Origin of the sequence: Sphingobacterium sp. SRCM116780 (genome assembly GCF_021442025.1) — a bacterium.
In the GTDB taxonomy this organism is placed as follows: Bacteria; Bacteroidota; Bacteroidia; order Sphingobacteriales; family Sphingobacteriaceae; genus Sphingobacterium.
The window spans coordinates 1,344,178-1,368,840 of the sequence record NZ_CP090446.1; the positions used below are offsets into that span (position 1 = coordinate 1,344,178).

A 24,663-nucleotide genomic window follows, 5' to 3' on the forward strand; every position below is an offset into this window, starting at 1 on the left:
TCTTATTCAAGTCCTTTTCAATCGTTATCTGCAAGATATTGTAACAACAGGCTACTGTTGTATCTATTTTTCTTGTCGGGAATTTCAAAACGGATGGAGATTGTCTATAAAAAAACAAATACTTGAGTGTAATTATTGAGTAATTTTTTATTCTTACAGGTAAAATATGAAAATATATGCAGTTTGTTATTTATTCTACGACTGAGCTTCTCTGCTAATTATAGGGTTTTGAAAATGAAAAGTATTAAAACAACAGTTTGTGAACCAATACCTTATTGTAATGGTTTACTACTTTAGGTAATATGCAAATAGTGCGTATTAATGCCTGAAACTGAGAATTAAGGTTATTATTTCTATTACAAAATTTGATTATTAACTAATAACGCGGTATATTTACCATACTAATCTACGTTACCTGATGAAAAATCTATCTAAGCATAATTCCGAATGGAAGGCAACTTGTTATTATATTTCCAGCAACGCGGTTGTATTGGCACTGACTTGGTTTCTATTTAGAAATTTTGAAAAACTGAAAATCACAAATGGAGATGTGATCTATATACTTTTGGAAGATGGTTTATTTCTTGCCTTTGTTGCTCCAGTAATCATTACCTTCTTGTTTTTGATTTTTATTCCCAAACGGGAGACAATAGCTTATGATATAAAGAAAAGAAGACGATTTTTGAGAATATTGGCACTGTATCCTTTAATGTATGCCATTTCTGTGCTCGTTATTTCTTTACTGTATAGCGAATTGATGGATCTGAAATTGAAAGATTCTATTGTAGTCGCTAAAAATTACCATTATATCCCAGGTATATTGACCTTATTATTGGGCATGTCTATTCTTTTTTATTCCAATGCTTTTCAGCGGAACTTTAGAAAATCTGTACTCTGGATAGGTGATCAATTCCTATCTAAAAATGACAACTGTCTAGATGCATATAACAAGCAACTGTATGCTGATGCAGTAGAAAACGAGGGAAATAATGAAGTGGGTAATGATACCCTTGTTAAACAAGCGGAAAAATTAGTCAATTCCTCTAAGGAACAAACTACTCAACCAATTGGAAAATTAAACTTGAATATCGTGATGTATGTCTATGGGGAGGGCTTTGACTATTGTATACTGGGTTCGGGTTTGGACATTCCTTTTTTGTTTGAAGAGGATGCTGCAGAAGAGATGCTGGCAGAGTGTCACTTTTTAAAGATCAATACAGCTTTATATTTACGTGTAGATCAAATCTATGTTTTCGATTTTGAAAGTAATCAAGTGATTTTAAATCCTGCTGTGGATAAAAATTTAGTCCATATCCGAAGTAAGCGGGTGAAGGACAAAGTGAATAGCTATCGGGTAGAAGGTAGAGCCTCTGGATATTTTCATATACATCCCGATCTGGTGGATGGATTGCAAAAAGCAGTAGACAAATATGCGAGCAATGGATATGATAACATGTAGCAAAACTGTTATAAACTGTCTTCTTTTTAAAAATTATCAGTAGCTTTATAGGGCTCCAACAGGTGATTATTGTTTTTTCGTTGGTGCTAAAGATTACCAATAATTTACCTTATGATCGGATATAATCGTATTGTATTGCTGCTAATGAAGCATATTTCAGTTGTTTTCTTAACTATTTTTTTGTTTACTGTTACACAAGCTCAAACAAGCTTACCCTATAGTAATGACCAGATTCGGACTGGAGCTGAACAAACCGAAAAGTACCTACCCATTCTGAAAGGAAAACGAGTAGCTATTCTAGCCAATCCTTCCACGATGATTAAACAGACACATCTTGTCGATAGCTTATTGGCTCTACAGGTGCATATTGTCAAGATTTTTGGTCCCGAGCATGGATTTAGAGGTAATGCAAGTAATGGTACCGAAGTATCGGATGAAGTAGATCAGAAAACGCAGCTTCCTATCATATCGCTCTATGGTAATAAAAGGAAACCAACGGCTACTGATCTGGCAGATGTGGATATCGTTATCTATGATGTGCAAGATATGGGAGTTCGCTTTTATACCAATGTCAATACCTTACGAGATATCATGGAAGCCTGTGCAGATCATGGAAAAAAATTATTGATTTTAGATCGCCCCAATCCCAATGCTTACCTGATTGATGGTCCAATTTTGGATATGCAATATAAATCAGGCATTGGTCAGTTTCCGGTTCCTATTGCACATGGTTTGACGATAGCAGAATTTGCACAGATGATCAAGGGGCAGGGCTGGATGGAGCATGCGCAAAATTGCAAATTGCAGATCATACCGATTGAAAACTATAACCACAGCATGCTGTATAAACTGTCTGTGAATCCGTCTCCAAATCTAAATACTGAACAAAGTATCTTGTTGTATCCCAGCACTTGTTTGTTTGAAGGGACTAAACTCAATCATGGACGGGGTACAGATTTTTCATTTACCGTGATAGGAAGTCCTGTTTACAAGGGTATCTTTGATTTTTCTTTTATGCCTGTCAGTAAAAAGGGAATGAGTGAGACACCTTTGTTTATGAATGAAATGTGCTATGGATTGGATTTAAGGAATTACGATTTGAAAAAATTGATACGGGATCGAAAAATCAACCTTTCCTGGATGATCACTTTATATAAAAAGTCACCTGAAAAGGATAAGTTTTTTGATCAGAGTTTCTCTGCACAGATTGGACGGATCGAAAACTTGGCAGGAGTGGCTGATTTTAGAAAGCAGATTGAACAGGGATTAAGTGAAAAAGCGATACGGAAAAGTTGGGCACCAGGACTGAGTCGATATAAGAAAATGAGAAAGGAATATCTCCTTTATCCGGATAGGTAACTAGTTGGTTTGGAGTTTCAGTCAAATCTGATTATCAGTTTTGAATCTTTTATGTGTTATTCAGAATCCCGATTATGCTCATCGCTAAGATTTTTAGAGGCCAAAGATGCGCTATATTTCTCTTACTATCAATAAGTCATTTTTTACCTAAGTTTTTCTAAAATGAAAAACTACAGGATTTGGCGGCGAAGATAAAGACACCCAACCAAATGAGTCCTTTAACTAAAAAGAACAAAAAAGCACCTAATCCAGCCCGTTTTAACCATTGTTTTTTCTTATCGTTTAGTTCCATGTATCATTCAATTTAAATCGTATTGGACTCCATTTAGTATGTTTTATTAACGTTTTATCCTCTTATGTATAACGCATAGCTTACATTTCTTGTTTTAAACAAACGCGCTTCTATTGGGTAGATTGCTATGCGATAATTGTTTGTAGAGCTGATGTCCTGTTTCTAAGTTATTTATAATCATTGAATCTAGGTAATTTTTTTCTTTTTTAGAGTTGCGTAAGATCTATTTTGTAATTGAACTTGAAAAGAGAACAGAATAGGGTGTATGCATCGGATAAACACAATTTGATCGACTGATGCAGATCTGGTTGCTACAAAGAACAATTAAATGAAAGTTTTTTTTAAATAAAAACGGTAAATGTCACAAAAATAATATTAATTATTTTTAGGAGATGCCGTATAAGTTTACGAACTTGTAAATGAGTAGGACAATTTATTTAACCAATAATTTTTATTTAAACCTTAATTCCGAATTATACTGAGAGATGGAATGGGTATAAACCTGTTATAATGATCTTTATCGTTATTGTTATTAGTTTATTTTTGTTGATCTTTTTGATTACATATGCAAAAATAAACGCTTTTCTGGCTTTTTTACTTGTTTCGATCTTTGCAGGAGTGGGACTCGGAATACCATTAAGTACGCTTTTTGTTTCTGTCGAAAAAGGAATAGGCGCTGTTATGGGCAGTTTAACGTTAATCCTGGTGTTGGGAGCAATGTTGGGTAAATTAGTCGCAGAAAGTGGTGCGGCTGAGAAGATAGCATCTATTTTGGTCGGTGTAATGGGACAAAAGCATATCCAATGGGGATTGATGCTGACAGGTTTTGTCGTGGGTATCCCGCTTTTTTATGGAATTGGGTTTGTCTTATTGGTTCCTTTGATCTTTTCGATTGTTTACCGCTATCAGCTTCCTGCCGTATATATTGGGCTACCAATGTTGGCGGCCTTATCGGTTACCCATGGTTTTATTCCTCCACATCCTTCTCCTGTCGCTTTAATTGCTTTGTTTCATGCTGACATGGGACTGACTTTGATATATGGCTTACTGATTGCTGTTCCCGCCATCATCATTGGAGGACCTCTTTTTGGCATGACGCTTAAACAGATGCAACCCAGCCAAGCACAGGTATTTAATCCAGTGAAAATGGATCGTACTGATTCCCCCTATGGAAAACCGGGTGCTGGTAGTAGCTTTTTAGCATCTCTATTGCCTGTATTTCTGTTGATTCTGGGAACGTTATTGCCTTATATGATAAATCCCAGTCATACAACAGTACTCTCTTGGATCAAGTTTTTTGGAAATCCGACCATTGTGATGTTGTTGGCACTTGTGTATGCGGGCTATAGTTTAGGAATTAAACAAGGTAGAAGCATATCGTCCATTATGTCTGTCTTTGAGGGTGCTGTCAAAGATATTGCCATGATATTACTGATTATCGCTGGTTCTGGCATTTTTAAGCAGGTTATGGAAGATAGTGGTGTCAGTGTAGCTTTAGCGACAAAACTTCAACAACTGCCTATCAATCCTTTGATACTGGCTTGGGTGATCACAGCCGTCATCAGAGGCTGTATTGGCTCGGCTACAGTAGCTGCTTTAACAGCTGCGAGTGTTTTGCTTCCTTTAATTACTGCTGGTGCTGTACAGCCTAGTTTAATGGTGTTATCGATCGGAGCAGGGAGCTTGATGTTTTCACATGTCAATGATGCGGGTTTTTGGCTGTTCAAAGAATATTTTGGATTGAGCATTTCCGACACATTACGGTCTTGGTCCTTAATGGAGGCTATTGTATCCATTGTTGGGCTGTTGGCTGTATTAGTTTTAAATAAGATAATCAATTAATTTCATTACGATATAATACTTTAACATATGATGTACAATGCAGATGAACAATTTGAAAAATTAGGGTTAACACTTCCTCCGGCACCAGCGCCAAAAGGTCTTTATAAACCTTATGTAATTGACGGAAAATATTTATATCTATCTGGCCATGGACCTGTGCAAGATGATGCTTCATTGATTATTGGTCGGATTGGTCGGGAAATGAATGGGGAAGATGGAAAATTAGCGGCTAGGCAAGTTGGATTGACCATGCTGTCAACAATAAAAACTAATCTTGGCAGTTTAAATAAAGTAAAACGTGTCATTAAGGTGCTGGGGATGGTGAATTGTACACCTGATTTTGAGTTTCATCCTGGAGTGATCAATGGCTGTAGCGAACTTTTTGCGGCTGTTTGGGGAGATGATAATGGTGTAGGAACACGTAGTGCGGTTGGTTTTGGTTCGCTTCCGGATAACATTCCTGTTGAAGTGGAAGCTTTGTTTGAACTTTATTGATTTCAAATATGCAAGAGTGGTTCGAATTGAAAGATGTGGATACGGTAGATTCTCCTGCTTTGTTGGTATATCCGGACAGGGTGAAACACAATATTCAACAGGCGATTGCTCTATTGGATGGGGATTGTAGTCGCTTGCGCCCGCATATCAAGACCAATAAAACTGCGGAAATCTGTCAGTTATTGCAGGACTTCGGTATTCGTAAATTTAAGTGTGCGACAATAGCGGAAGCAGAACTGCTGGGAATGATCGCTGCTGAGGACGTGCTATTGGCTTATCAACCAACAGGTCCGAAAATGAAACGTCTGATTAACCTGATCAAAAGTTATCCCAAAACAACTTATTCTTGTCTTGTCGATCACGTGCAAGTCGCACAGGACTTAAATGCGATCTGTGCAGCTGCACAGATAGTTTTAGCTATTTATATCGATGTCAATGTAGGGATGGGAAGAACAGGTATTCATCCAGATGCCGTGGAAGGATTGGCTATGGAAATCATTGCGCTTCCGCAATTGCATCTTATTGGTGTCCATGGTTATGATGGGCATATTCATGATCCTGATTTAAATCGTAGGGAAGAACAAAGTGATGCTTCTTATCAGTTATTGGTTAATGCCTTTGATACCGTACGACAGCTAACCGCAACTCCGTTGCACAGCATCATCGGTGGAAGTCCTCCTTTTCCTTTCCATGCTAGGAGAATGGATGTGGAATGCAGTCCTGGTACATTTGTGTTTTGGGATTATGCGTATGGTGAAGCCTTCAAAGAACAGAAATTTGAATATGCAGCTTTGTTATTGACACGGGTGATTTCGATTGTTGATGAACATCATATCTGTTTGGATCTGGGCTATAAAGCTGTTGGAAATGAATCACCTTTGCCGCGAGTGCAGTTTCTCGGAAATAGGGATATGGAGTTGGTCAGCCAAAGTGAGGAGCATCTGGTAGTGAAGGTTAGGAACTCAAGTGATTATCCGATCGGTACTCCGTTTTATGGGGTGCCTAAACATGTCTGTCCTACAGTAGCTTTGTATGAAGAAATGCTTGTTGTGGAAGATGGTAAGGTATCGAAATCATGGAAGATAAAGGCAAGAGATCGAAAAATAAATTATTAATGATGAACGAAATGATGCCCTTTATTTTTGATGCCCATTTGGACTTAAGCATGAATGCGATGGAGTGGAATCGTGATCTCCGATTATCGATTACTGATTTAAATGATCGGGAAATGGGGATGCAGGATAGACCCGATCGCGGAAAGGCAACGGTTTCCTTTGGGGAATTACGGAAAGGAAATATCGGCTTGGTGGTGGCGACTCAAATCGCACGTTATATAGCGCAGGGAAGTGCATTGCCTGGTTGGAATTCTCCAGAGCAAGCTTGGGCACAAACACAAGGACAATTGGCTTGGTACAAAGCGATGGAGCAGGATGGGCAGATGCGGATGATCAAAACCAAAACAGATCTAGAACAACATCTTTCACTTTGGATGGATAGTACAGCAAATGAAAATAAACCGATTGGCTATTTATTGAGCTTGGAAGGTGCTGATTCAATTGTGGACATTTCTTATTTGGAAGTGGCTTATCAACAAGGACTTCGTGCTGTTGGTCCTGCACATTATGGGCCGGGAAGATATGCGAATGGTACGGATGCTAGTGGTAAGCTGAACGAGCAGGGGATTGCTTTGCTCAAAGAGATGGAACGGCTGCACATGATCTTGGATGTTACGCATCTCAATGATGATGCCTTTTGGGATGCTATGGATCGATTCGATGGTCCCATATGGGCGAGCCATAATAATTGTCGGAAATTTGTTGATCACAATCGCCAGTTCAGTGATGAAATGATCAAAGCGTTGATTGCGAAAAAGGGATTTATTGGTGTCGCCTTAGATGCTTGGATGATGGTTCCCAATTGGATACGCGGAGTTTCGGATCCAAAAGCGATGAATTGCTCGATGGAAATCATGGCCAATCAGATTGACCATATCTGTCAATTGGCAGGAAATATGGATCATGTGGGTGTGGGGAGTGACCTGGATGGCGCATTCGGTAGAGAGCAATGTCCCTATGATTTGGAAACCATAGCCGATATACAAAAAGTATTTGGCATCTTAGCAAAAAGGGGATATGCTGAAGAAGCGTTGACAAAAATTGCTCACTTGAATGGGGTTAATTTTTTAAAAGAATCTTTATAATTACTGTAGGTTGAGTTGACTAATTACTTTATTCTGTTGACTTAACGTGTTTTATTCTTATGCGATTTCCAGTGTACATATTGTTGGAAATTAAATGAAACCTATGAATTTGGATGATGATCTTATGACTGGACAATTACGATTACAACTATCTTTTATGATGTTCCTTGAATATTTTATCAAGGGCGCATGGTTTGTTACTTTGGGAACTTACTTAGCTAAAAATTTACAGGCAACAGGCCTAGAGGTCGCTAATATTTTTTCAACACAATCTCTGGGAGCAGTTCTTGCTCCTTTTTTTATCGGATTTATTGCCGACCGTTATTTCAATGCGGAGCGAGTTTTGGCGGTTTTACATCTCTTGGGAGCTATATTGTTATTCTTCATGTCTAGAGCGGAGGATGCTGCAAACTTTTACCCCTATATTTTTGTGTACTTCATCGCCTATATGTCTTCCTTGGCCTTATCCAACTCGATTGCTTTTCGTCAAATGACGGATGCAAAGAAGCAGTTTCCAAGTATTCGTGTTTGGGGTACTATTGGTTGGGTATGTTCAGGTGTGGTAATCAGTTATGTTTTTCATTGGGATGCACCTGGGGCGATACAGATAGGTGCTTTGAAAAATACGTTTTTAATGGCTGCAGTTTGTTCTTTGATCTTAGCTGTATTTAGTTTTTTCTTACCCAAAACTCCACCAATGGCGGTAAACAAGGATAAGAAATTTAATTTTGGATCTGCCATAGGGTTGGATGCCTTGGGTTTATTGAAAAACAGGAGTTTTTTGATTTTCTTTGTTACTGTTGTTGTCATCTGTATTCCGATTTCTTTTTATTATCAAAATGCGAACCCTTATTTGGTTCAGGTAGGTTTACCCAATCCAACGGCAAAAATGGCCATGGGTCAATTATCGGAAGCTATTTGCCTGTTGTTTATCCCTTTTTTCTTCATCAGATTTGGTTATAAGAAAATGATTATGGTCGGTATATTAGCCTGGGTAGCACGTTATTTGTTATTTGCCTTTGGCGATACTCATTCTTATTTGCTAATCATTGGGATTTTACTGCATGGTATCTGTTATGATTTTATGTTTGTTGTCGGACAGATCTATACAGATACTATTGCTGGAGAGAAATATAAATCTTCCGCACAAGGCTTGGTTACCATCGCGATGTATGGCATCGGTATGCTTCTTGGTTTTTGGGTAGCGGGTTATATTTCTGATTACCTGAAAGGTCATTATCCAGCTGATTTTTGGTGGTATTTATGGACAGTACCTGCTGGATTGGCTGGCGTTTGCTTTTTACTGTTTACATTTTTCTTCAAGGAAGACAAGAAAGGATTAGGAAGTTCAGCTGCCCATCTTGAAAATGAAGGGAATATGTAAGTATAGTGATACTACCATTCGTTTACTGTATCTGGGTTTTTAGCATGAAATTTGTGTTTATTATATACCAACGTCAAAATTAGAACGTTTAATAAAGAAGTTAGTTTTGTCATATCTATATTCACTGTTCTATGTATAAACCTGTCCAAGTTACTCGAAAAGATATTTATTTTAGACCCGATACCAAGCGTGTACTCGCTCGCTTTTTTTCGTTAGGGGATGAACGTTCCTTAAAAGTTATTCGTCGGGTTCTGCAATTATCGGATGAAAAACAAAAGGAAGTTTTTGGTCAAGTGCTGCGCAGTTATACAAAAAGACATCGTAGCATTGTCAAGGTGTTTGAACGTAATTTTGATCGTATACGACATTTATTGGAACAAATAGAGACACCAACTGATAAAATCTCGATGACAGCGAAACTGTTGATCGGTTCTTATTTTACAATGGAATATTCCATTGAAGCAGCTGCATTATTCAATCCTTCTATTGTTGAACACCCAGATCAGACCGAACTTTATAAGGGTGAGAAGAGGGTGATTATTAGTTTCAGGGCAACTGGAGAAGGACATGTGTCATCCATTGTCTTTCGTTCTGGTTATATCGATATAGACAATAATATTCATCTGGATGTAGTAGGTACGCTGCTGGATAAACCCATCAATATCAAAAGTCATCGTTATCATAAAAATAGTTTTATTTCTAAATTAGTGGAGTTGCATCCTGGAAATGCACTTGCCATGGAAAAGCTGAATCACAAATTGACAGAAAGCTTTACTTATGAAGAATTAAAACGTTATGTAGAGGAAACGAGGGCAGAAGTCCCCAATGATGACGATAATAATAATATTCTCAAGCAGGCCATATGGCTGGCCTCTTCGCACTATGAGATGACCTTCTCGCTCGATACATCTATTTCTGAACGGGTTATTTTCCCTATTTCCGATACCGAAAAGAGAGGGATAGAAGATGCACGGTTTGTCCAGTTTAAAACAGCAAAAAATGAAAGCATCTATTATGCGACTTATACCGCTTACGATGGTTTTAGTATTTTGCCAAAGTTGTTGACGACGAAGGATTTTTATCACTTTATCGTCAAACCTATTCATGGTGAAATTGCGAATAAAGGTGCTGCACTTTTCCCGCGTAAGATCAACGGAAAATACGCCATGTTATGTCGTATTGATGGAGAAAACAATTATATCGCTTATTCGGACTATATCAATATTTGGAATGAAGCGGTGCATTTGGTACAGGAACCGATGAGTCCTTATGAATTTGTTCAGATTGGTAACTGCGGCTCCCCAATTGAAACCGCAGCAGGCTGGCTGATCATCACACATGCGGTTGGGCCTATGCGTGAATACGTGATCGGTGCTTCTTTATTGGATCTTGAAAAACCACATATCGAGATCGGCCGTTTGGCGTTGCCTATTCTGACTCCAAATGATGAAGAAAGGGAAGGCTACGTACCCAATGTCGTGTATTCTTGTGGTGCTATCGTACACAATGATCAATTGATCATGCCCTATGCGATGTCTGATTATGCATCCACCTATGCAACGATTAATTTGGAAAATCTAATTCAGGCTATTCTTCAGCCTGATATTTAATTTTCATTGTCTTATAGATAGTTATGTACGAGATAAAATAACATAAGGTACTTTCTGCTCCCTGATTGCGATTGATACCATAGGTCTCTAATCCATCGCAACAACCTTTGGTATGTGGATCGTATAAGGGTAGTTTCAGATCATTTTCACCTAAAAACCATTCAAACGATCGGATCATTTTTTCAAAGTATGCTTCGTCTTTGGTGATCTCATATACTTCTCTAAAAAGCAAAACAGTAGAAGTCACATCAATAGGTTGTTGTCCAAATTTACTGATGTTTTGATTCTGCTTCGCCCATTTTTGATTCCCTATGATCGATAAGAAACCGTTTTGCATAATGATGCTCTCCAAGAAATAAAAGCTGGTGAAGCCGATGTTCTTAATTTTATCATCGTTTAAGAACTTGGTCGACATCAAGATGGCAAGTGGAATAATAGCATTGTCATAGGCCAAAACAGGTTCAAACCATTTCCAATCTTCATCGGCACTGGCTTCATATTCATGTACTAATTTGAGCGCTAGTCTACGCAATAGTTCCGTCACTCCCTCGTCATTGGGTTGCTGTTTAAGGTATTCTGCTATACCCAGCATTGTATAGGCGATCGCTCGGATGGATTTCAGTTGTTCAAAATGAGGTAAAGCTTTGAAAAACATTTTTGATCCTAACTGATAGAAATCAACAAACGGAGCGGTATTGAAGAGATAGCCTAATGCCCAAATGGCTCTTCCGAACGAATCTTCCGATCCTGTTTCTTCCAAGAACTCATTTTGAAAATTCATGAAGTTATGAAACAAGCCATCTTCGCGTTGTGCATAATAGATATAGTTCAGATAGGTCGATATCCTCTTTTTTGTTGCCTTCTCTTTAAATACATCGTATTGCATTAAACTGACCAGTAGGGCGCGTGCATTATCATCCAAACAATAACCTTCCCGGTAATTGGGGGTGGCAAATGTCGCATGTTGGATAATGCCAACCTGATTGGTCAAGCGATCCAGATGGTCCCATCGGAATTTGGGTAGATTATGAAGTCTGGATGTCTTTAATTTTGAATCGCGGATAATCTGGGTAGAAGATAGTTTCTGCAGTAAATGGGTATAGGTGACACCGATTTTCTTCCAGGTGGTCTTTTCTCCATGCTGACGTGCATTGTCTCTTAGATATTCCAGTTTCTTAGGATTGTCAAACAGATCGATCAGGATATTCTTTAATTCTTTATGGTTTTTAAAGTCAAAAAGAATACCTCTACCATCTGAAAGCAGATCTTTAGCATGCCAGTATGGTGTAGAAATCACCGCTGCGCCAGCGCCAACGGCAAATGATAAGGTACCACTGGTAATCTGTGCTTCATTGATATACGGGGTGATATAGATATCACAAGCCGTCAGGTAAGTCGCTAAATCTTCGTTATTGACAAATTCATTGACAAATACAATATGGTCTTCAAGGTGTTTCTCTTTGATCATCCCCATGAGGTATTCCCGATATTCTTCTCCCGATTCTTTCAGTACATTAGGATGCGTTTTACCGACGATCAAATAGAGGGTATCCGGATACTCCTGTACGACTTTCGGTAGCGCTTGAATAACCGTTTCAATTCCTTTATTGCGGGCAATAAAACCAAAGGTTAAAATGATTTTTTTATGGGCTAATTTTAGTTTTTCTTTTGCTAATTCTTGCTGAAAATTAAATGCGGGCACTCCATGTGGTATCAGTCTGATTTTATCTTCATGAACGTGATAGATTTTTTGCAGCAGGTTGATCGCGTATTTGCTCATCACGACGATGATAGAAGCACGTTTTGCTATCTCTATTAAAATGGCACGTTCATCTATATTGGGTTTTTCGAGTATGGTATGCAGGTTCACCAATAAGGGCATATGAAGCTGATTGATGAGCGATAAGATATAAACGCCACTGTTTCCGCCAAATATGCCAAATTCATGTTCCAAAACAACGCAATCGTACTTGTTTTCATTAATGAAATCAGCTGCTTTGATATAATCCAATTGTTGTTGCGGATTGATTTCGAAAACCACTTCTTCTGAATAAGCATATGGCTGGTCGGAGAGGGCAATCACATGCTGGGTAATGCTGGAATCTTGTGGATCAATGGATTGAATCAGATCATTTGTAAAGGTTGCTATTCCGCATTGCTTTGGCAAATAAGTACTGATGTAGGCTATTTTCATAGTTGTTTTTTATATTAAATAAATCTTTTGAATGCGCATTAAATTTCATTAACAAGGATTTCAGCCTTTTTTAAGGATGATTCACCTGTTTTTACGTATACTTTTCATCAATAGAAAATAGATGTATCCTAAAAACCGTTTTTTAACGATTCGGATTTACTACGAATGCATGTTGCTGGCCAAGAAAAGAAGCCGGGCATGTCTAATTTGACTGTGATAATCTTGCTCGAGACATCCTGAACACATAGGTGAATGACGCATTTACCTACAGACCAATGTCGTTGTTTATCCGAAGTAAGCTGTCTTTAGGAACTATTTTTATCATTGTCTTGGTTTTGATTAAAAATCGTTGACCAGAAGACAAATGTTTATCCTAAAACTATTTAGTGAACAATCAAATGCCATTAAAGTTTTAATTGCTTTCGGGAATATGATTCGAGTGGGTGAGCGCAACCTGAATTGCTTTTCTTGCTTTTGGATCGCACGTAGCTGCTAAATGACGATTGCGAGAGGAAGATCAGGTTGTTTAGAGGTGATGTTGTTTCTTTTTTTTGATAAAGATAGCGAAAAATAAAGGGCTTATTTTCTTTATTTTAAATATTTTGGTTTCGTTGCTGTTATTTTAATAAATAAATGGATTTAAATTTTAAATTATTTACACAATAAATCGCTATTGTTAAAAATATTTTATTTCTTTGTTTCTGCGTTCTTTTCAAAAAGTATGCACACTAACAACCACTAACCAAAAATAATTAAATGAAAAATTCTAAACTATTCCATGTTTTGGCCTTTTCTATGGTATTTGGATTTGGTGACCTGAACGATTCGGTTGCAGGAACCAGGACAGAATATCAAAGTAATCAAGGTAAAATATCTGGACTTGTTCAAGATGGCAATGGCCCTATCTCAGGAGCTTCCATTGCAGTGAAAGGCACTTCAGTTGCTACATTTACGGATGCCTCAGGTCGATTTACATTGACAGCTATTCCAACAGGTTCGAAGATTGTCATTAGCTACGTAGGCTATGCTTCGAAAGAAATTGTCTGGAAGGGTGAAAGCACATTAAACGTGCAACTGGAATCTACAGCAAATGATCTGGACGAAGTCGTTGTGGTTGCTTATGGTACAGCCAAGAAGTCCACTTTTACAGGGTCAGCTTCCGTGGTGAAAGCAGATCAATTGGAAAAAATATCAGGTTCTGGATTTGCGGAAGCCTTGCAAGGGATGAGTCCTGGTGTCAATGTAGTCAATAATGAAGGAAATCCAGGAGGGGATACCCGTATCCAAATTCGAGGAATTAGTTCGATGTCAGGTGCATCCAATCCGCTTTATGTGGTCGATGGGATGCCTTATGATGGGCAGTTAAACTCGATTTCACCATCGGATATTGAGTCGATTACGGTATTAAAAGATGCTGCTGCTTCATCTTTATACGGTTCTCGTGCCGCCAATGGTGTTGTTGTAGTCACAACGAAGAAAGGAAAAACCGCGAAACCCCAATTGAACTTCCGATCGGCATGGGGTACTTCGGACAATGCGGTTAAAAATCCAACCAAGGCTTCTCCACAAGAACAATTATTGAATACCTGGGAGGCGATGTACAATGATCAATTCTATAAATATGGATTGACGTCAGAAAAGGCTGGAGACTGGGCGTCGGATAATGTATTGGGTAAGATCCTGAAACCGGTGACTAATTCTCAAGGACAGTCTACCTACGTTTCGCCTTTCAAAGATATCCATGAAGATTATGTATTGCACGATGGTAAGGGCAATCCGTATATCAATCCGAATCTGGAAATGGTTTGGAATAAAGAAGATTACGATGCTTATGGAGCCGTTTTTTCTCGAAAACTAAGACAAGATTATGGCATGGATGTTTCGGGTACAGCAGGAGATGGTAAGACCAATTACTTCCTTTCTTCATCCTATCTGGATGATAAAGGTTATGCTGCCAGTCAATACTTTAAGCGCTATGGTTTTCGTGCGAATGTAACGACGCAAGTCAATAATTGGTTACAGGTAGGAGGAAATGTGTCTTACAGTAGTTCTAAACAAAACATTTCAGGTGCAGCACGTGCTTTGGTATTCACAACGACGATGTATTCGCCTTGGTTGCGGAATGCCGATAATACAGATTGGGTGTACTCCGAGAAAACGGGTAAACGTATGTATGATTATGGTACCTATGTGAACAATTTCTTTGGTGCGCATGTATTGCAAAACAACGGAGATTATTGGAATAACGAGAATGATGAGGATTTCAACAACGCTTTACGCAGTATGATGGCCTCTCGCTTTTTCGCGCAGATCACGCTACCTTATCATTTGAGCTTCAAGACAAGCTTAAGTATCGATGATAACAGTACAAAAACCTTTACATACGGATCGTCTGTACATGGAGCAGGGCAACTTGCACCTTATGGTGTGACCGTGATGACAAGTGGAGGAAATGCCTCCCGATCCAATTCAAATACCAAATCGGTTACTTTCAACAATATTCTAAGCTGGAACCAAGACTTTGGAAAGCATAATTTTGCAGCTATGGCAGGTCAAGAGTCGTACACGAACAATAGTTTATATGACTATGGCTACGGCGAAGGCATCATGCAGTTGGGGCAATATGAATTAGCTTCAACGACAACAAACTGGTCTGCAACTTCAAACAAAGATCGATTTGCTTTATTGTCGTATTTTGGAAAATTGGACTATAACTACAATAGTAAATATTATTTATCTGGCTCTTTCCGTCGGGATGGCTCTTCTCGTTTTCATCCTGATAACCGTTGGGGAAATTTCTTTTCTGCTGGGCTTTCTTGGCGGATATCGAAAGAAAACTTCCTAAAGGATGTCAGCTGGTTGGATAATTTATCCTTTCGCTCCAGTTACGGAACGACAGGTAACGATAAGCTAACAAGACGAGGTGAAACAGGTATTGCAGGGGGCGATATTTACTATGCCTATCAAGGAGTGTATGAAGCGAATGATCTGTATGGTTCGGCGGGTTTAAAACCTTCAGCATTTCCTACTCCGTCTTTGATTTGGGAAAAGAACAAACAGTTTAATGCGGCATTCGATTTCAGTATCCTAAAGAATATTTACGGTACTATTGAATACTATTCCCGTACAGCATCGGATTTATTGTATTATAAAGAATTTCCGTTATCAGCCCAAGTGGGAAGTGCTACAGGTTTGAATACCAATTTAGGGGATTTAAAGAATTCAGGTTTTGAATTCTCCTTAGGTGCGGATGCGATTCGTCGTGAAAATTTTAAATGGAAAATAGATGCCAATGTATCGACGTTGAAAAATGAGATTACATATCTACCAGGGGGTGAATTCACTTATAACAACCGTTCTGCGGGTTATAAACTGGCAGAAGGTTATTCGCTTTATGAATTTTATATGGTGAAAAATGCAGGTGTTGATCCCGAAACAGGAAACATGCGGTATTGGATACGAGATGGTGATAATTGGAAAACGACTGAAAAATATGATGCAGAGGTATCATCCAAAGATTACCAACATATTGGTTCGGCGTTGCCTAAAGTGTATGGTTCCTTGACGAATACGTTCAATTATAAGGGATTGGATCTTTCGTTCATGTTCTACTACTCCTTAGGATCTAAAATGTTTGATTATGCTTATGTTGAGCGCACAGCAGTGCGTGGTGGAGTTGGCGTGATCCAAGATCTTGTTGGAGACCACTGGCGTAAACCAGGTGATCAAGCGTTATTGCCGAAATATTCCAATGACGACTATGCCAGCACAAGAAAGAATTCGGACTTCTATGTGTTCAATAATGACTACCTACGTTTGCGAAATCTGTCCTTCGGATATTCCTTACCGCAAAATATGCTGACCAAAGTTGGTTTATCCAAAGTACGTCTATATGTGTCTGGGGATAATTTATTGACTTTCGGAGCCGCTAAAAATCGTTATTCAGATCCGGAAACAGCATTATCCGGTAATAACTACAATGGTTCTGCAGATAAGGATAATGGTATTCAGGGTTCAAGAAGAGTCTATATGGCTGGTTTACAAGTGTCATTCTAAGCATTAAGAAAATGAAAAAAATCGTTAAAAGTTTACAATATATCGCACTAGGTGCAGCAGTTCTCGTGCAAACAGGCTGTAAGGATTTCCTGGAAACAAATTCTTCCACCGCTACTTCTGATAATGTGGTCTTATCAAGTGCAGCTCAATTGGATAAAGTGTTGACTTCAGCTTATAGACAATTGTATTTCAATGATCAAGGTCAAGATCGAGTTTATGCCGGATTACCAGGACTTCAAATGTATGTCGATCTTGGAGGGGCTGATATCATAAGTCATACCAATATGGGTGGCAATCAAGTGACGGCGTATACCTATGAACCGCAAAAGACGCAAACAACAGGTTTGCCCGATGCTGCGATCTGGTCGATGATGTATAAAATCATCAATCAAACCAATATTATCATTGATGCTTTACCTGCAGCACAAGGGGATGAGGCTCTGAAAAATGAGATCATGGGTCAAGCAAAGGCTATTCGTGGTCTTTGTTATTTTCATCTGATTCAAAACTATCAACAAACGTATATGTTGGCGAAGCAAAAGCCAGGGGTGATCTTACGGTTGAATCCAAAGGAAAGTGAAAATTTACCACGTGCTACTGTGGAGGAAACCTACGCACAAATTGTCAAAGATCTAACAGAATCAAAAACGTTATTGGCGAATTTCCAACGACCAAATAAATGGACGATCGATAAAAATGTGGTATCGGGTCAACTGGCACGTGTGTACTTGGTCATGAACAATTGGCAAGGGGCTTATACTGAAGCTAAAACTGCTTACGCAAGTTATAATCAATTGATGACAAAAGAGCAATACCGTTCTGGTTTTGATGATGTGATCACGAATAACTACCCAGAAGTTATGTGGGCCGTACAGTTCACCAATACCAATAATTTGGGAGGAGGAACACAGTTTAACTTCTGGTATAACCAGGATGAAAGCTATGGTGAAGGGTATACCGATGGACCGATCTATTCTTTCCTGGATTTCTTTGCTGATGGTCAATATGAGAAACTGTTTGAAAAAACAGAAGACCGTTACCAGTTCTGGAAGCGTACAAAAAATGCTTCTAAAGAGTGGTCAACGAAATGGGCGTACAATAAATACAAACATTATGGTGATGCCGATGGTGCAAAACAAGGGAATACAAGACCTGAAATCTCTTTGATGCGCGGTTCTGAAATGTTGTTGATCATGGCAGAAGCTTCTGCTCATTTGAATAATGGGGAAGGACTGGGCTATTTAAATAAATTGCAAACCGCTCGAGGTGTGAAAGCATTGACAGCTGTTGCATCGGGAACGCCATTGTTGGAGGCTATTTATGTCGAGCGTCGTAAAGAATTATTATGTGAAGGAGTGACGGGTATTTACGATTTATTACGTCTCCAAAAACCGTTAGTGCGTATTCAGGAAACAGCGACTTATCCCGAAGGACATTATACTTGGGGTGTGACCAACTTGAATGGCTATGTGGCTAATAGTGCAGCGCCAATGGGTACGTTTCCTTCCAATGATTATCGTTTTATTTGTCAAATTCCTCAGTTGGAAATTGCCAATAATACAGCGCTTTCAGAAGCAGATCAAAACCCGTACTCAGGTACAAATTAGCGTATTAGATTGTCTTAGTTATATAAAGAGGTAATATCGATTACCTCTTTATATCATTATTGCAGGATAACCCGATAAGCGATTGTAAAAATTTTCTTAGTTCGGAGAACTTTTTGTTATGGGCAATCGCGAACATAAATTTTTTAGACAATTCAATCTCATGCTGGTTACTATCGCAAGCATTTGTTTTCCTAAAAAAGAGGCTTCATATGGAGCTGTTGATCGTTTTGAAGATCAGGTTGAAATCATAACAACAACCTGCGAAGGATAAGCGTGGGGAAGAGAAAAAAAGAAAAGAAATTTTTCTTTAAAATGACAAGAATTGAAAAAATAAAGTGTAAATTGTATATATAATTTGAAATCGTAGTTTTAATTTTATACATTATAATTTTCGGCCAAGCTTGTATAAGCTTGGCCGTTTTTTATTTCATCCTCTTGTCTTTATTTAGAGACGTCTGATCCAGATATTGCGGAAGTTAACCAGATCGCCATGATCTTGTAATACGATGGGTCCAGGGCCATGAACAAGGGTTTTAGGTAGCCCGATGTATTCAGTCGTCCCTTCAATCTGTGTATTATATTGTACGACAACTCCATTATGTAAAAGGGTGACAATTCCTTTTTTGATTAAGATACCATCCTGATTGAAGCGAGGTGCTGTATACAGGATATCGTAAGTATGCCATTCACCTGCAGGTTTTACAGCCGTTACAAGAGGAGGTTGTTGCTTATATACCGAACCCGCTTGTCCATTGACATAGGTTGGATTCTGATTATTGTCCAATACTTGGATTTCATAATGTCCTTGTAGAAATATACCGCTGTTGCCTCGTCCTTGCCCTTCTCCTTTAATTACTTCTGGACTTTTCCATTCGATATGGAGCTGAAAGTCTTCAAAATTTTCCTTGGTTTGGATATCTCCTGTTTTTGGACTGCTTGTTAAAACACCATTTTTAACCGTCCATGGCGCTTTTTCCTGTGCATTTTTCGAACTTACCCATTGATCGAGGTTTGATCCATCAAAAAGTACAAGGGCATCCGATGGCGCTTGATTTGGCGCAGTAGTAACCGTTCTGATCTTAGGTGTGTAAAATTCGGTGTCCTCGGGTTTAAATTTCGTCTGCGCATAGGTCAGGCTGCTGATTAGACTCAACGAAATAATGCTACTGATACTATAAATTTTGTTCATGTTAGAATAGTTTGATTTCAAGTAAATATACGTATTCGTAAACAAAATTTTAGCCTGTTCTTACTCAAGAATGACTGGTAATAGGGATGTTACGTAAACTGGATCATTTTACTGAAGTATGCTGCTTTTTAAAAGTATATTTTTAATAGCGGCTTCTTTGTAACTCCAATAGGCACTGTTTTCGGGCATTTGGTTTTCTAAAATAATTAAGCTGACATCGCTGTTTGGGAAATACACATTTAAACAGGTAAAACCATCTCCAAGTCCAGTTACGCCATAATAGTTGAAACCTGCTTCTTTAATGATGCGGATGTTATACCCAAAACCCCTGTTTTCTTTTCCGAATACATCATGTTGCGATTGCGTGGAAGCTGTTGTCATCTGTTTATAAGTCTCCGATTGTAATAATTTGCCTTTATGGAGCGCGGCATTCCAGATGGATAAATCGAAAGCAGTGGAAATGATTCCTGCAGCGGGAACAAGAGCTGCATTTAAAAATGATTTTTCCACTTTTTTGAATGTATTTTCGGTATTCATATAGCCATTCACCAATCGTTGTTTATTATCTGGTTGATAGCAAAAGGTATTGTTCATTTTTAAGGTCTTAAATAAATCATTTGCGACAGTTGCATAGGTTTTCTTGGTACAACGTTCGATGATTTCACCCAATAAGATGTAAGATAGATTCCCATATTTAAACGTGGAGCCAGGCTTAAAAGCCAATGGTTGCTCCGTATCTACAATACCGTGAGTATGGTTGAGCAATTGATGAACAGTTACAGAGTCTGCCCAAGACTGTGTTAAATGGGGCAAGTATTTTTTGATAGGTGATTGCAGATCTACGTTTCCTTTTTCCACTTCTTTTAAAATCAAAACTGCTGTCACTTGTTTTGAATTGGACATGACTTCAAATTGGTCATCCATTTTCAGTGGAATTTTAGCTTCAAAATTCTTGAAACCCTTCGCTTTGGCGTATACCGTTTTCCCTTTTTTACGAATCAAAACAACACCATTAAATGGAATTGGATCCGACGCCATCATGATGCTATCTATTTTAGCAGCATAATCATTTTTCTTTTGTGCCGTTGTTGTCGATAACCCAAATAGGCAGATACAGGCGAACAGTGTAAACGTAAGCTTCATATTATGGTGTTTTATGCAAATAGTAATCCCAAGTCGCTCTTGTAATGTCAGCGACTATTTTTTCCGTGTCTTCTCTTGTTTCTGTGATGTCTTTCAGAAAAACAGATAGAATAACATGTTTCCCATTGGGAAGTGTCACAATGCCGACATCATTCAATGCCACACGTAGATTTTGATCATTGGTGGAGGAAATCCCTGTTCGATGTGCCAATTCTGTACCTGCAGGAAGTCCTGCTTTCATCCAGGTAATTCCTCTTGATGTTTCTACCATGATCTGGTATAAATAGGCCGTAGTTTCTTTTTTCAGTACTTTTCCCGTATAGAATTTTTCTAAGATATCTGTCATTGCCAAAGGGGTAGAGGTATTGCGGTATAAATTCTTCCAAACGGCCATCTGTTGTTCATTGAATTGAATGGTAAAATCACGGATGCCTTGTTTACGGATAAACTTCTGAACAGTATGTGTTCCCCCAAGGATACGCAATAGGATATCACAACCGTTGTTATCACTATGTGAAACGGTGTAGCGCAACAGCTGATCTAAGGTGAGGTACATATTTCCATCTGGAAATTCATCTCGCATCGGACTCCAGGTTTGTGGTACTAAATCCTCCTTTTTGATGAAGAATTTTTGATCGAGCTTCAATTTTCCTTTATCCACCCGTTGTAAGACTGTCAACGCAATATGAAACTTGAAAACACTCATCAAGGGCATGGCTAGTTTTCCATTGATGCTTAATGTATCTTGATCTTCAATCCCTTTGATGGAAACTCCGACAGTAGCATTTTTAGTGGAAATGATATTTTCAATTGTTTTTCGCAGTGCTACTTCCTTACCCGTTTGGGAGAACGCATGTAAGCTTAAAAACGAAAGGAGTAAGGGGAGAACGATCTTTTTTATTTTCATTTGTACTTGGTTGCTTTAAAATTTTTACTTCATTTGATTTACTTATCGCACAGCCTATTATCTTGTTGCCTATGAAGTCCGAACGAATTTATCGAATTATCGAGAATGAATCAAACGATATGCTGTTGTTTTCTTTCGTCGGCAATGAAACAGAGCTTATAAACTGATCGCGTGTACTTTGCGTATTGGGATAGGTTATTTTTTAGTTTTCCACTCCATTACATATTCGTTTTCCCCAGTTTGTTCATCAATAGATTCGTCAATAATCGTAAATCCTTGTGCTTGATAAAAGCCAACGCTTGACAGATTCTTTTTATAGACCTTTAATAGTAATCTATCGCGTAGTTTTTTTGCATGATTTAACAACAGACTTCCTTTTCCTTGTCCCTGATACGCTGGCAAAACAAAAATTGCGGCGATGTCATCTTCCACTAAAGCAATAAATCCGACACGGATTTGTCCATCGGTCGCAACATAGACTTCAGAAGCAGGTAGATAATGATCACTCATCAATTGCTTATTTTCTTTCCAGTAACTTTCAGGGATAAAATCGTGGGCTACAATAGATGCTTCGTACCAAATGTTAACCAGTTGATCTATATCCTCTTGCTGGGCTTCTCTTATATTTGTGTGATTCATAATCTGTCTATTATGCGCATTTATCTGTTTTATTCATGAGCAGTTGCTAACTTCTGCAAATTTTTTTATAAAATATTGTTTTTGTAAAATATTTTACAAAAAATATGACTAACTTAATATTGCCTTACCCAAAGGCATATTTTCATAGGTAGATATCTGGCCGAGTTTTTCTAACTCGGCCCTTTTTATGACCAGTTTCTACTTATAAAAGTCCCTATATGTTATTTTAAGCAAACTTTTCAGTTGTTGATCGAAATGGGTATTCCTGTAAGATCAGAGTTTTTTATCCATACTCTTGAATTCTTTTTAATGAAAAAATATAGGGTTTAATAACACAACTTGCTTATATAGCGTATGATGTATAAAGTATTTAGCTAAAATAATTAGTATTATTAAAAAATAAAGGTATATTTATACTAAAATATTTGTTATGGAAACTTCAACGCTTTATTTTATCGCTGATCAACCAGCAAACTGCCCATTATGTGGAGCGAATACAGAATGTATGACCACTTTTTTGAATAGTCGGTTTGTACAGATTCATACCTGTCAGGATGTGCACTGTTCTTATGGATTTTCATTAAACGGTTAGTCTTTCTACCGATCTGTTTTATTGTTCGCTCTTCAGCCTACTCTGGTTTAAGTGTTCGCCTTTTCAGCGGTCACTTAAATCTAACATAAAACCAAGACTCTGTCTGGATATAGAGCAGAACCAATAAAATTAAAAGTAAGGTAACATGTATTGCAGTATTTCGGTCTGGAGACCTTGGTTTTAAAATAGGGATTTAAGTGACCCTCCGGAACACTTAAACCAGTGGAGGGAGTAATAGTAAGGTCTCTCAACTTGGTTTATGTGTTCGCTATTTCAGCGGTCAATAAATCTAACATAAAAACCAAGACTCTGTCTGGATATAGAGCAGAACCAATAAAATTAAAAGTAAGGTAACATGTGCCTAGCTGGTTTAAGTGTTCGCCCTTCAGCGGTCACTTAAATCTAATATGAAAAATCAAGACTCTGTCTGGAAATGGAGTAGGACGAATTAAATTAAGCATTAAGATATAAATAGGATTTATTGACCCTCCGAAACACTTAAACCAGTAGAGTAATAGAAAATCTCTTAGTCTGGTTTAAGTGTTCGCTATTTCAGCGGTCACTTAAATCCAGTATAAAAAAACCAAAACTCTGTCTGGAAATAGAGCAGAACCAATAAAATTAAACTATGGCAACAAGATATAGATTTGGAGATAATCGTGTACCGCATTTTATAACGTTTGCAGTTGTAAACTGGATCGATGTTTTTAGTAGAGTGTGTTATAAAGAGATCGTAGTGGAGAGCTTAAAATTTTGTATAGCAGAAAAGGGACTGAACTTGTATGCATGGGTAATTATGAGTAACCATATCCACCTGATTGCTACAGCAAAGGAGGGTTATGAACTGGTAAATATTATTAGGGATTTAAAAAAATATACCAGTAAAATGATAATTGCAAGCATAGAAACGAATACACAAGAAAGCAGAAAAGAATGGATGATATGGATGTTTAAACGTGCTGGAGTAAAGAATAGCAACAATAAGCTTTATCAATTCTGGCAACAGGATAACCATCCAATTGAATTAAGTACAAATGAAATGCTAACGCAAAGGTTGAATTATTTACATGAAAATCCCGTTGCAGCAGGTTTGGTTAGCGAAGCACAACATTATAAATATAGCAGTGCTGTAGATTATTATGAGGAAAGAAGAGGGTTTGTACCAATAATGTATTTGTAATGCTGTATTTTGGTCTGGAAACCATTATTTTAAACCTTACTCTGGTTTATTGTTCGCTCTTCAGCGGTCACTTAAATCCAAAATAAAAAGTAAGACTCTGTCTGGTAATGGAGTAGAACTGATGAAACTAAAATTAAGATAACATGTAATGCTGTATTTTGGTTTGGAGACCTTGGTTTTCAAAAGGGGGATTTATTGACCCTCCGGAACAATAAACCAGTAGGGGTCTGGAAATAGAGCACAACCAATCAATTTGATCCCTTAGTCTTTACCCATGAAGAATTTTGAGGTGGAGCATATCGGGGTCGAACCGATTACCTCTTCACTGCCAGCGAAGCGCTCTAGCCAAATGAGCTAATGCCCCAGAAGAATTAAAAACGTAAGCAAGATAATATTTTTCTGTGAAATTCAGTAGGGATTGCTTTTTTATTTTTAATCCAGTTTTTCTTTCCTTTTTTTCTTACAATCCAATGTGTGCTTACTATCTGGTTTATTGTTCGCTCTTCAGCGGTCAA

18 protein-coding genes and 1 tRNA gene are annotated in these 24,663 nt (G+C 38.1%); 13 read left to right on the forward strand and 6 right to left on the reverse strand.

What is annotated here, in order from left to right; all coding sequences use genetic code 11:
- Window positions 1–418 precede the first annotated feature (418 nt).
- The 8 genes from LZQ00_RS06010 (at window position 419) to LZQ00_RS06045 (ending at window position 10,641) form a co-directional block, all read left to right on the forward strand.
- Window positions 419–1,459 carry a hypothetical protein gene (locus LZQ00_RS06010; protein ID WP_234513121.1) on the forward strand — a complete coding sequence of 347 codons (1,041 nt, stop codon included), beginning with the start codon at window positions 419–421 and terminating at the stop codon, window positions 1,457–1,459.
- Between the two features lie 144 nt (window positions 1,460–1,603).
- Entirely contained in the window at window positions 1,604–2,818 is a 1,215-nt protein-coding gene (locus LZQ00_RS06015; protein ID WP_234513123.1) for an exo-beta-N-acetylmuramidase NamZ domain-containing protein, read from the forward strand.
- A gap of 802 nt (window positions 2,819–3,620) precedes the next feature.
- Window positions 3,621–4,952, forward strand: a complete 1,332-nt coding sequence (locus tag LZQ00_RS06020; protein ID WP_234513125.1) for a gluconate:H+ symporter — start codon at window positions 3,621–3,623, stop codon at window positions 4,950–4,952.
- 27 nt (window positions 4,953–4,979) lie between these two features.
- Window positions 4,980–5,447 carry a RidA family protein gene (locus tag LZQ00_RS06025; protein ID WP_234513133.1) on the forward strand — a complete coding sequence of 156 codons (468 nt, stop codon included), beginning with the start codon at window positions 4,980–4,982 and terminating at the stop codon, window positions 5,445–5,447.
- Between the two features lie 8 nt (window positions 5,448–5,455).
- Window positions 5,456–6,562 (forward strand): D-TA family PLP-dependent enzyme, encoded by a 1,107-nt coding sequence (locus LZQ00_RS06030; protein ID WP_234513142.1) that lies wholly within the window; start codon window positions 5,456–5,458, stop codon window positions 6,560–6,562.
- The gene (locus LZQ00_RS06035; protein ID WP_234513144.1) at window positions 6,562–7,647 is read left to right on the forward strand and encodes a dipeptidase; all 1,086 of its coding nucleotides are present in this window, start codon (window positions 6,562–6,564) and stop codon (window positions 7,645–7,647) included. Before LZQ00_RS06030 ends, LZQ00_RS06035 begins: the two co-directional genes overlap by 1 nt.
- 124 nt (window positions 7,648–7,771) lie before the next feature.
- On the forward strand, window positions 7,772–9,031 hold the full coding sequence (locus tag LZQ00_RS06040) for an MFS transporter (protein WP_234514792.1): 1,260 nt from the start codon (window positions 7,772–7,774) through the stop codon (window positions 9,029–9,031).
- A 131-nt stretch (window positions 9,032–9,162) separates the two neighbouring features.
- Entirely contained in the window at window positions 9,163–10,641 is a 1,479-nt protein-coding gene (locus tag LZQ00_RS06045; RefSeq protein WP_234513146.1) for a glycoside hydrolase family 130 protein, read from the forward strand.
- Here LZQ00_RS06045 and LZQ00_RS06050 read toward each other — a convergent pair.
- On the reverse strand, window positions 10,619–12,835 hold the full coding sequence (locus tag LZQ00_RS06050) for a glycosyltransferase family 4 protein (RefSeq protein ID WP_234513148.1): 2,217 nt from the start codon (window positions 12,833–12,835) through the stop codon (window positions 10,619–10,621). The genes LZQ00_RS06045 and LZQ00_RS06050 overlap by 23 nt on opposite strands.
- Before the next feature lie 756 nt (window positions 12,836–13,591).
- Here LZQ00_RS06050 and LZQ00_RS06055 point away from each other — a divergent pair.
- From LZQ00_RS06055 to LZQ00_RS06065, 3 genes are all read left to right on the forward strand, one after another.
- On the forward strand, window positions 13,592–16,891 hold the full coding sequence (locus tag LZQ00_RS06055) for a SusC/RagA family TonB-linked outer membrane protein (protein WP_234513169.1): 3,300 nt from the start codon (window positions 13,592–13,594) through the stop codon (window positions 16,889–16,891).
- 11 nt (window positions 16,892–16,902) lie between these two features.
- Complete coding sequence (locus LZQ00_RS06060; protein ID WP_234513180.1) at window positions 16,903–18,498, forward strand: RagB/SusD family nutrient uptake outer membrane protein; 1,596 nt, start codon at window positions 16,903–16,905, stop codon at window positions 18,496–18,498.
- Between the two features lie 118 nt (window positions 18,499–18,616).
- Window positions 18,617–18,769 carry a hypothetical protein gene (locus LZQ00_RS06065; RefSeq protein ID WP_234513182.1) on the forward strand — a complete coding sequence of 51 codons (153 nt, stop codon included), beginning with the start codon at window positions 18,617–18,619 and terminating at the stop codon, window positions 18,767–18,769.
- A 174-nt stretch (window positions 18,770–18,943) separates the two neighbouring features.
- On the opposite strand, the gene LZQ00_RS06070 is transcribed toward LZQ00_RS06065, so the two are convergent.
- The 4 genes from LZQ00_RS06070 to LZQ00_RS06085 form a co-directional block, all read right to left on the reverse strand.
- Window positions 18,944–19,687 (reverse strand): DUF1080 domain-containing protein, encoded by a 744-nt coding sequence (locus tag LZQ00_RS06070; RefSeq protein ID WP_234513184.1) that lies wholly within the window; start codon window positions 19,685–19,687, stop codon window positions 18,944–18,946.
- A gap of 108 nt (window positions 19,688–19,795) precedes the next feature.
- Window positions 19,796–20,830, reverse strand: a complete 1,035-nt coding sequence (locus tag LZQ00_RS06075) for a serine hydrolase domain-containing protein (protein WP_234513185.1) — start codon at window positions 20,828–20,830, stop codon at window positions 19,796–19,798.
- A gap of 1 nt (window position 20,831) precedes the next feature.
- Window positions 20,832–21,737 carry a class A beta-lactamase, subclass A2 gene (bla, locus tag LZQ00_RS06080; protein ID WP_234513187.1) on the reverse strand — a complete coding sequence of 302 codons (906 nt, stop codon included), beginning with the start codon at window positions 21,735–21,737 and terminating at the stop codon, window positions 20,832–20,834.
- Window positions 21,738–21,932: 195 nt separating this feature from the next.
- The gene (locus LZQ00_RS06085) at window positions 21,933–22,376 is read right to left on the reverse strand and encodes an N-acetyltransferase (RefSeq protein ID WP_234513195.1); all 444 of its coding nucleotides are present in this window, start codon (window positions 22,374–22,376) and stop codon (window positions 21,933–21,935) included.
- Between the two features lie 430 nt (window positions 22,377–22,806).
- On the opposite strand from LZQ00_RS06085, the gene LZQ00_RS06090 reads away from it, so the two are divergent.
- Together LZQ00_RS06090 and LZQ00_RS06095 are read left to right on the forward strand one after the other, a co-directional pair.
- Entirely contained in the window at window positions 22,807–22,968 is a 162-nt protein-coding gene (locus LZQ00_RS06090) for a hypothetical protein (RefSeq protein WP_234513197.1), read from the forward strand.
- 628 nt (window positions 22,969–23,596) lie between these two features.
- Window positions 23,597–24,148: an REP-associated tyrosine transposase gene (locus tag LZQ00_RS06095; protein ID WP_234513199.1), complete on the forward strand. Its 552-nt coding sequence runs from the start codon at window positions 23,597–23,599 to the stop codon at window positions 24,146–24,148.
- Window positions 24,149–24,438: 290 nt separating this feature from the next.
- Here the strand turns inward: LZQ00_RS06095 and LZQ00_RS06100 are convergent.
- Window positions 24,439–24,512, reverse strand: a tRNA-Ala gene (locus tag LZQ00_RS06100).
- Window positions 24,513–24,663 lie beyond the last annotated feature (151 nt).

What these genes read in the sequence shown, in the direction of transcription:
- LZQ00_RS06020 (WP_234513125.1), top strand. Translation starts at nt 3,621, where the DNA reads ATGATCTTTATCGTTATTGTTATTAGTTTATTTTTGTTGATCTTTTTG.
- LZQ00_RS06065 (WP_234513182.1), top strand. Translation starts at nt 18,617, where the DNA reads ATGGGCAATCGCGAACATAAATTTTTTAGACAATTCAATCTCATGCTG.
- LZQ00_RS06010 (WP_234513121.1), top strand. Translation starts at nt 419, where the DNA reads ATGAAAAATCTATCTAAGCATAATTCCGAATGGAAGGCAACTTGTTAT.
- LZQ00_RS06045 (WP_234513146.1), top strand. Translation starts at nt 9,163, where the DNA reads ATGTATAAACCTGTCCAAGTTACTCGAAAAGATATTTATTTTAGACCC.
- LZQ00_RS06035 (WP_234513144.1), top strand. Translation starts at nt 6,562, where the DNA reads ATGATGAACGAAATGATGCCCTTTATTTTTGATGCCCATTTGGACTTA.
- LZQ00_RS06055 (WP_234513169.1), top strand. Translation starts at nt 13,592, where the DNA reads ATGAAAAATTCTAAACTATTCCATGTTTTGGCCTTTTCTATGGTATTT.
- LZQ00_RS06060 (WP_234513180.1), top strand. Translation starts at nt 16,903, where the DNA reads ATGAAAAAAATCGTTAAAAGTTTACAATATATCGCACTAGGTGCAGCA.
- LZQ00_RS06025 (WP_234513133.1), top strand. Translation starts at nt 4,980, where the DNA reads ATGATGTACAATGCAGATGAACAATTTGAAAAATTAGGGTTAACACTT.
- LZQ00_RS06015 (WP_234513123.1), top strand. Translation starts at nt 1,604, where the DNA reads ATGAAGCATATTTCAGTTGTTTTCTTAACTATTTTTTTGTTTACTGTT.
- bla (WP_234513187.1), bottom strand. Translation starts at nt 21,737, where the DNA reads ATGAAAATAAAAAAGATCGTTCTCCCCTTACTCCTTTCGTTTTTAAGC.
- LZQ00_RS06095 (WP_234513199.1), top strand. Translation starts at nt 23,597, where the DNA reads ATGGCAACAAGATATAGATTTGGAGATAATCGTGTACCGCATTTTATA.
- LZQ00_RS06070 (WP_234513184.1), bottom strand. Translation starts at nt 19,687, where the DNA reads ATGAACAAAATTTATAGTATCAGTAGCATTATTTCGTTGAGTCTAATC.
- LZQ00_RS06050 (WP_234513148.1), bottom strand. Translation starts at nt 12,835, where the DNA reads ATGAAAATAGCCTACATCAGTACTTATTTGCCAAAGCAATGCGGAATA.
- LZQ00_RS06090 (WP_234513197.1), top strand. Translation starts at nt 22,807, where the DNA reads ATGGAAACTTCAACGCTTTATTTTATCGCTGATCAACCAGCAAACTGC.
- LZQ00_RS06075 (WP_234513185.1), bottom strand. Translation starts at nt 20,830, where the DNA reads ATGAAGCTTACGTTTACACTGTTCGCCTGTATCTGCCTATTTGGGTTA.
- LZQ00_RS06030 (WP_234513142.1), top strand. Translation starts at nt 5,456, where the DNA reads ATGCAAGAGTGGTTCGAATTGAAAGATGTGGATACGGTAGATTCTCCT.
- LZQ00_RS06085 (WP_234513195.1), bottom strand. Translation starts at nt 22,376, where the DNA reads ATGAATCACACAAATATAAGAGAAGCCCAGCAAGAGGATATAGATCAA.
- LZQ00_RS06040 (WP_234514792.1), top strand. Translation starts at nt 7,772, where the DNA reads ATGACTGGACAATTACGATTACAACTATCTTTTATGATGTTCCTTGAA.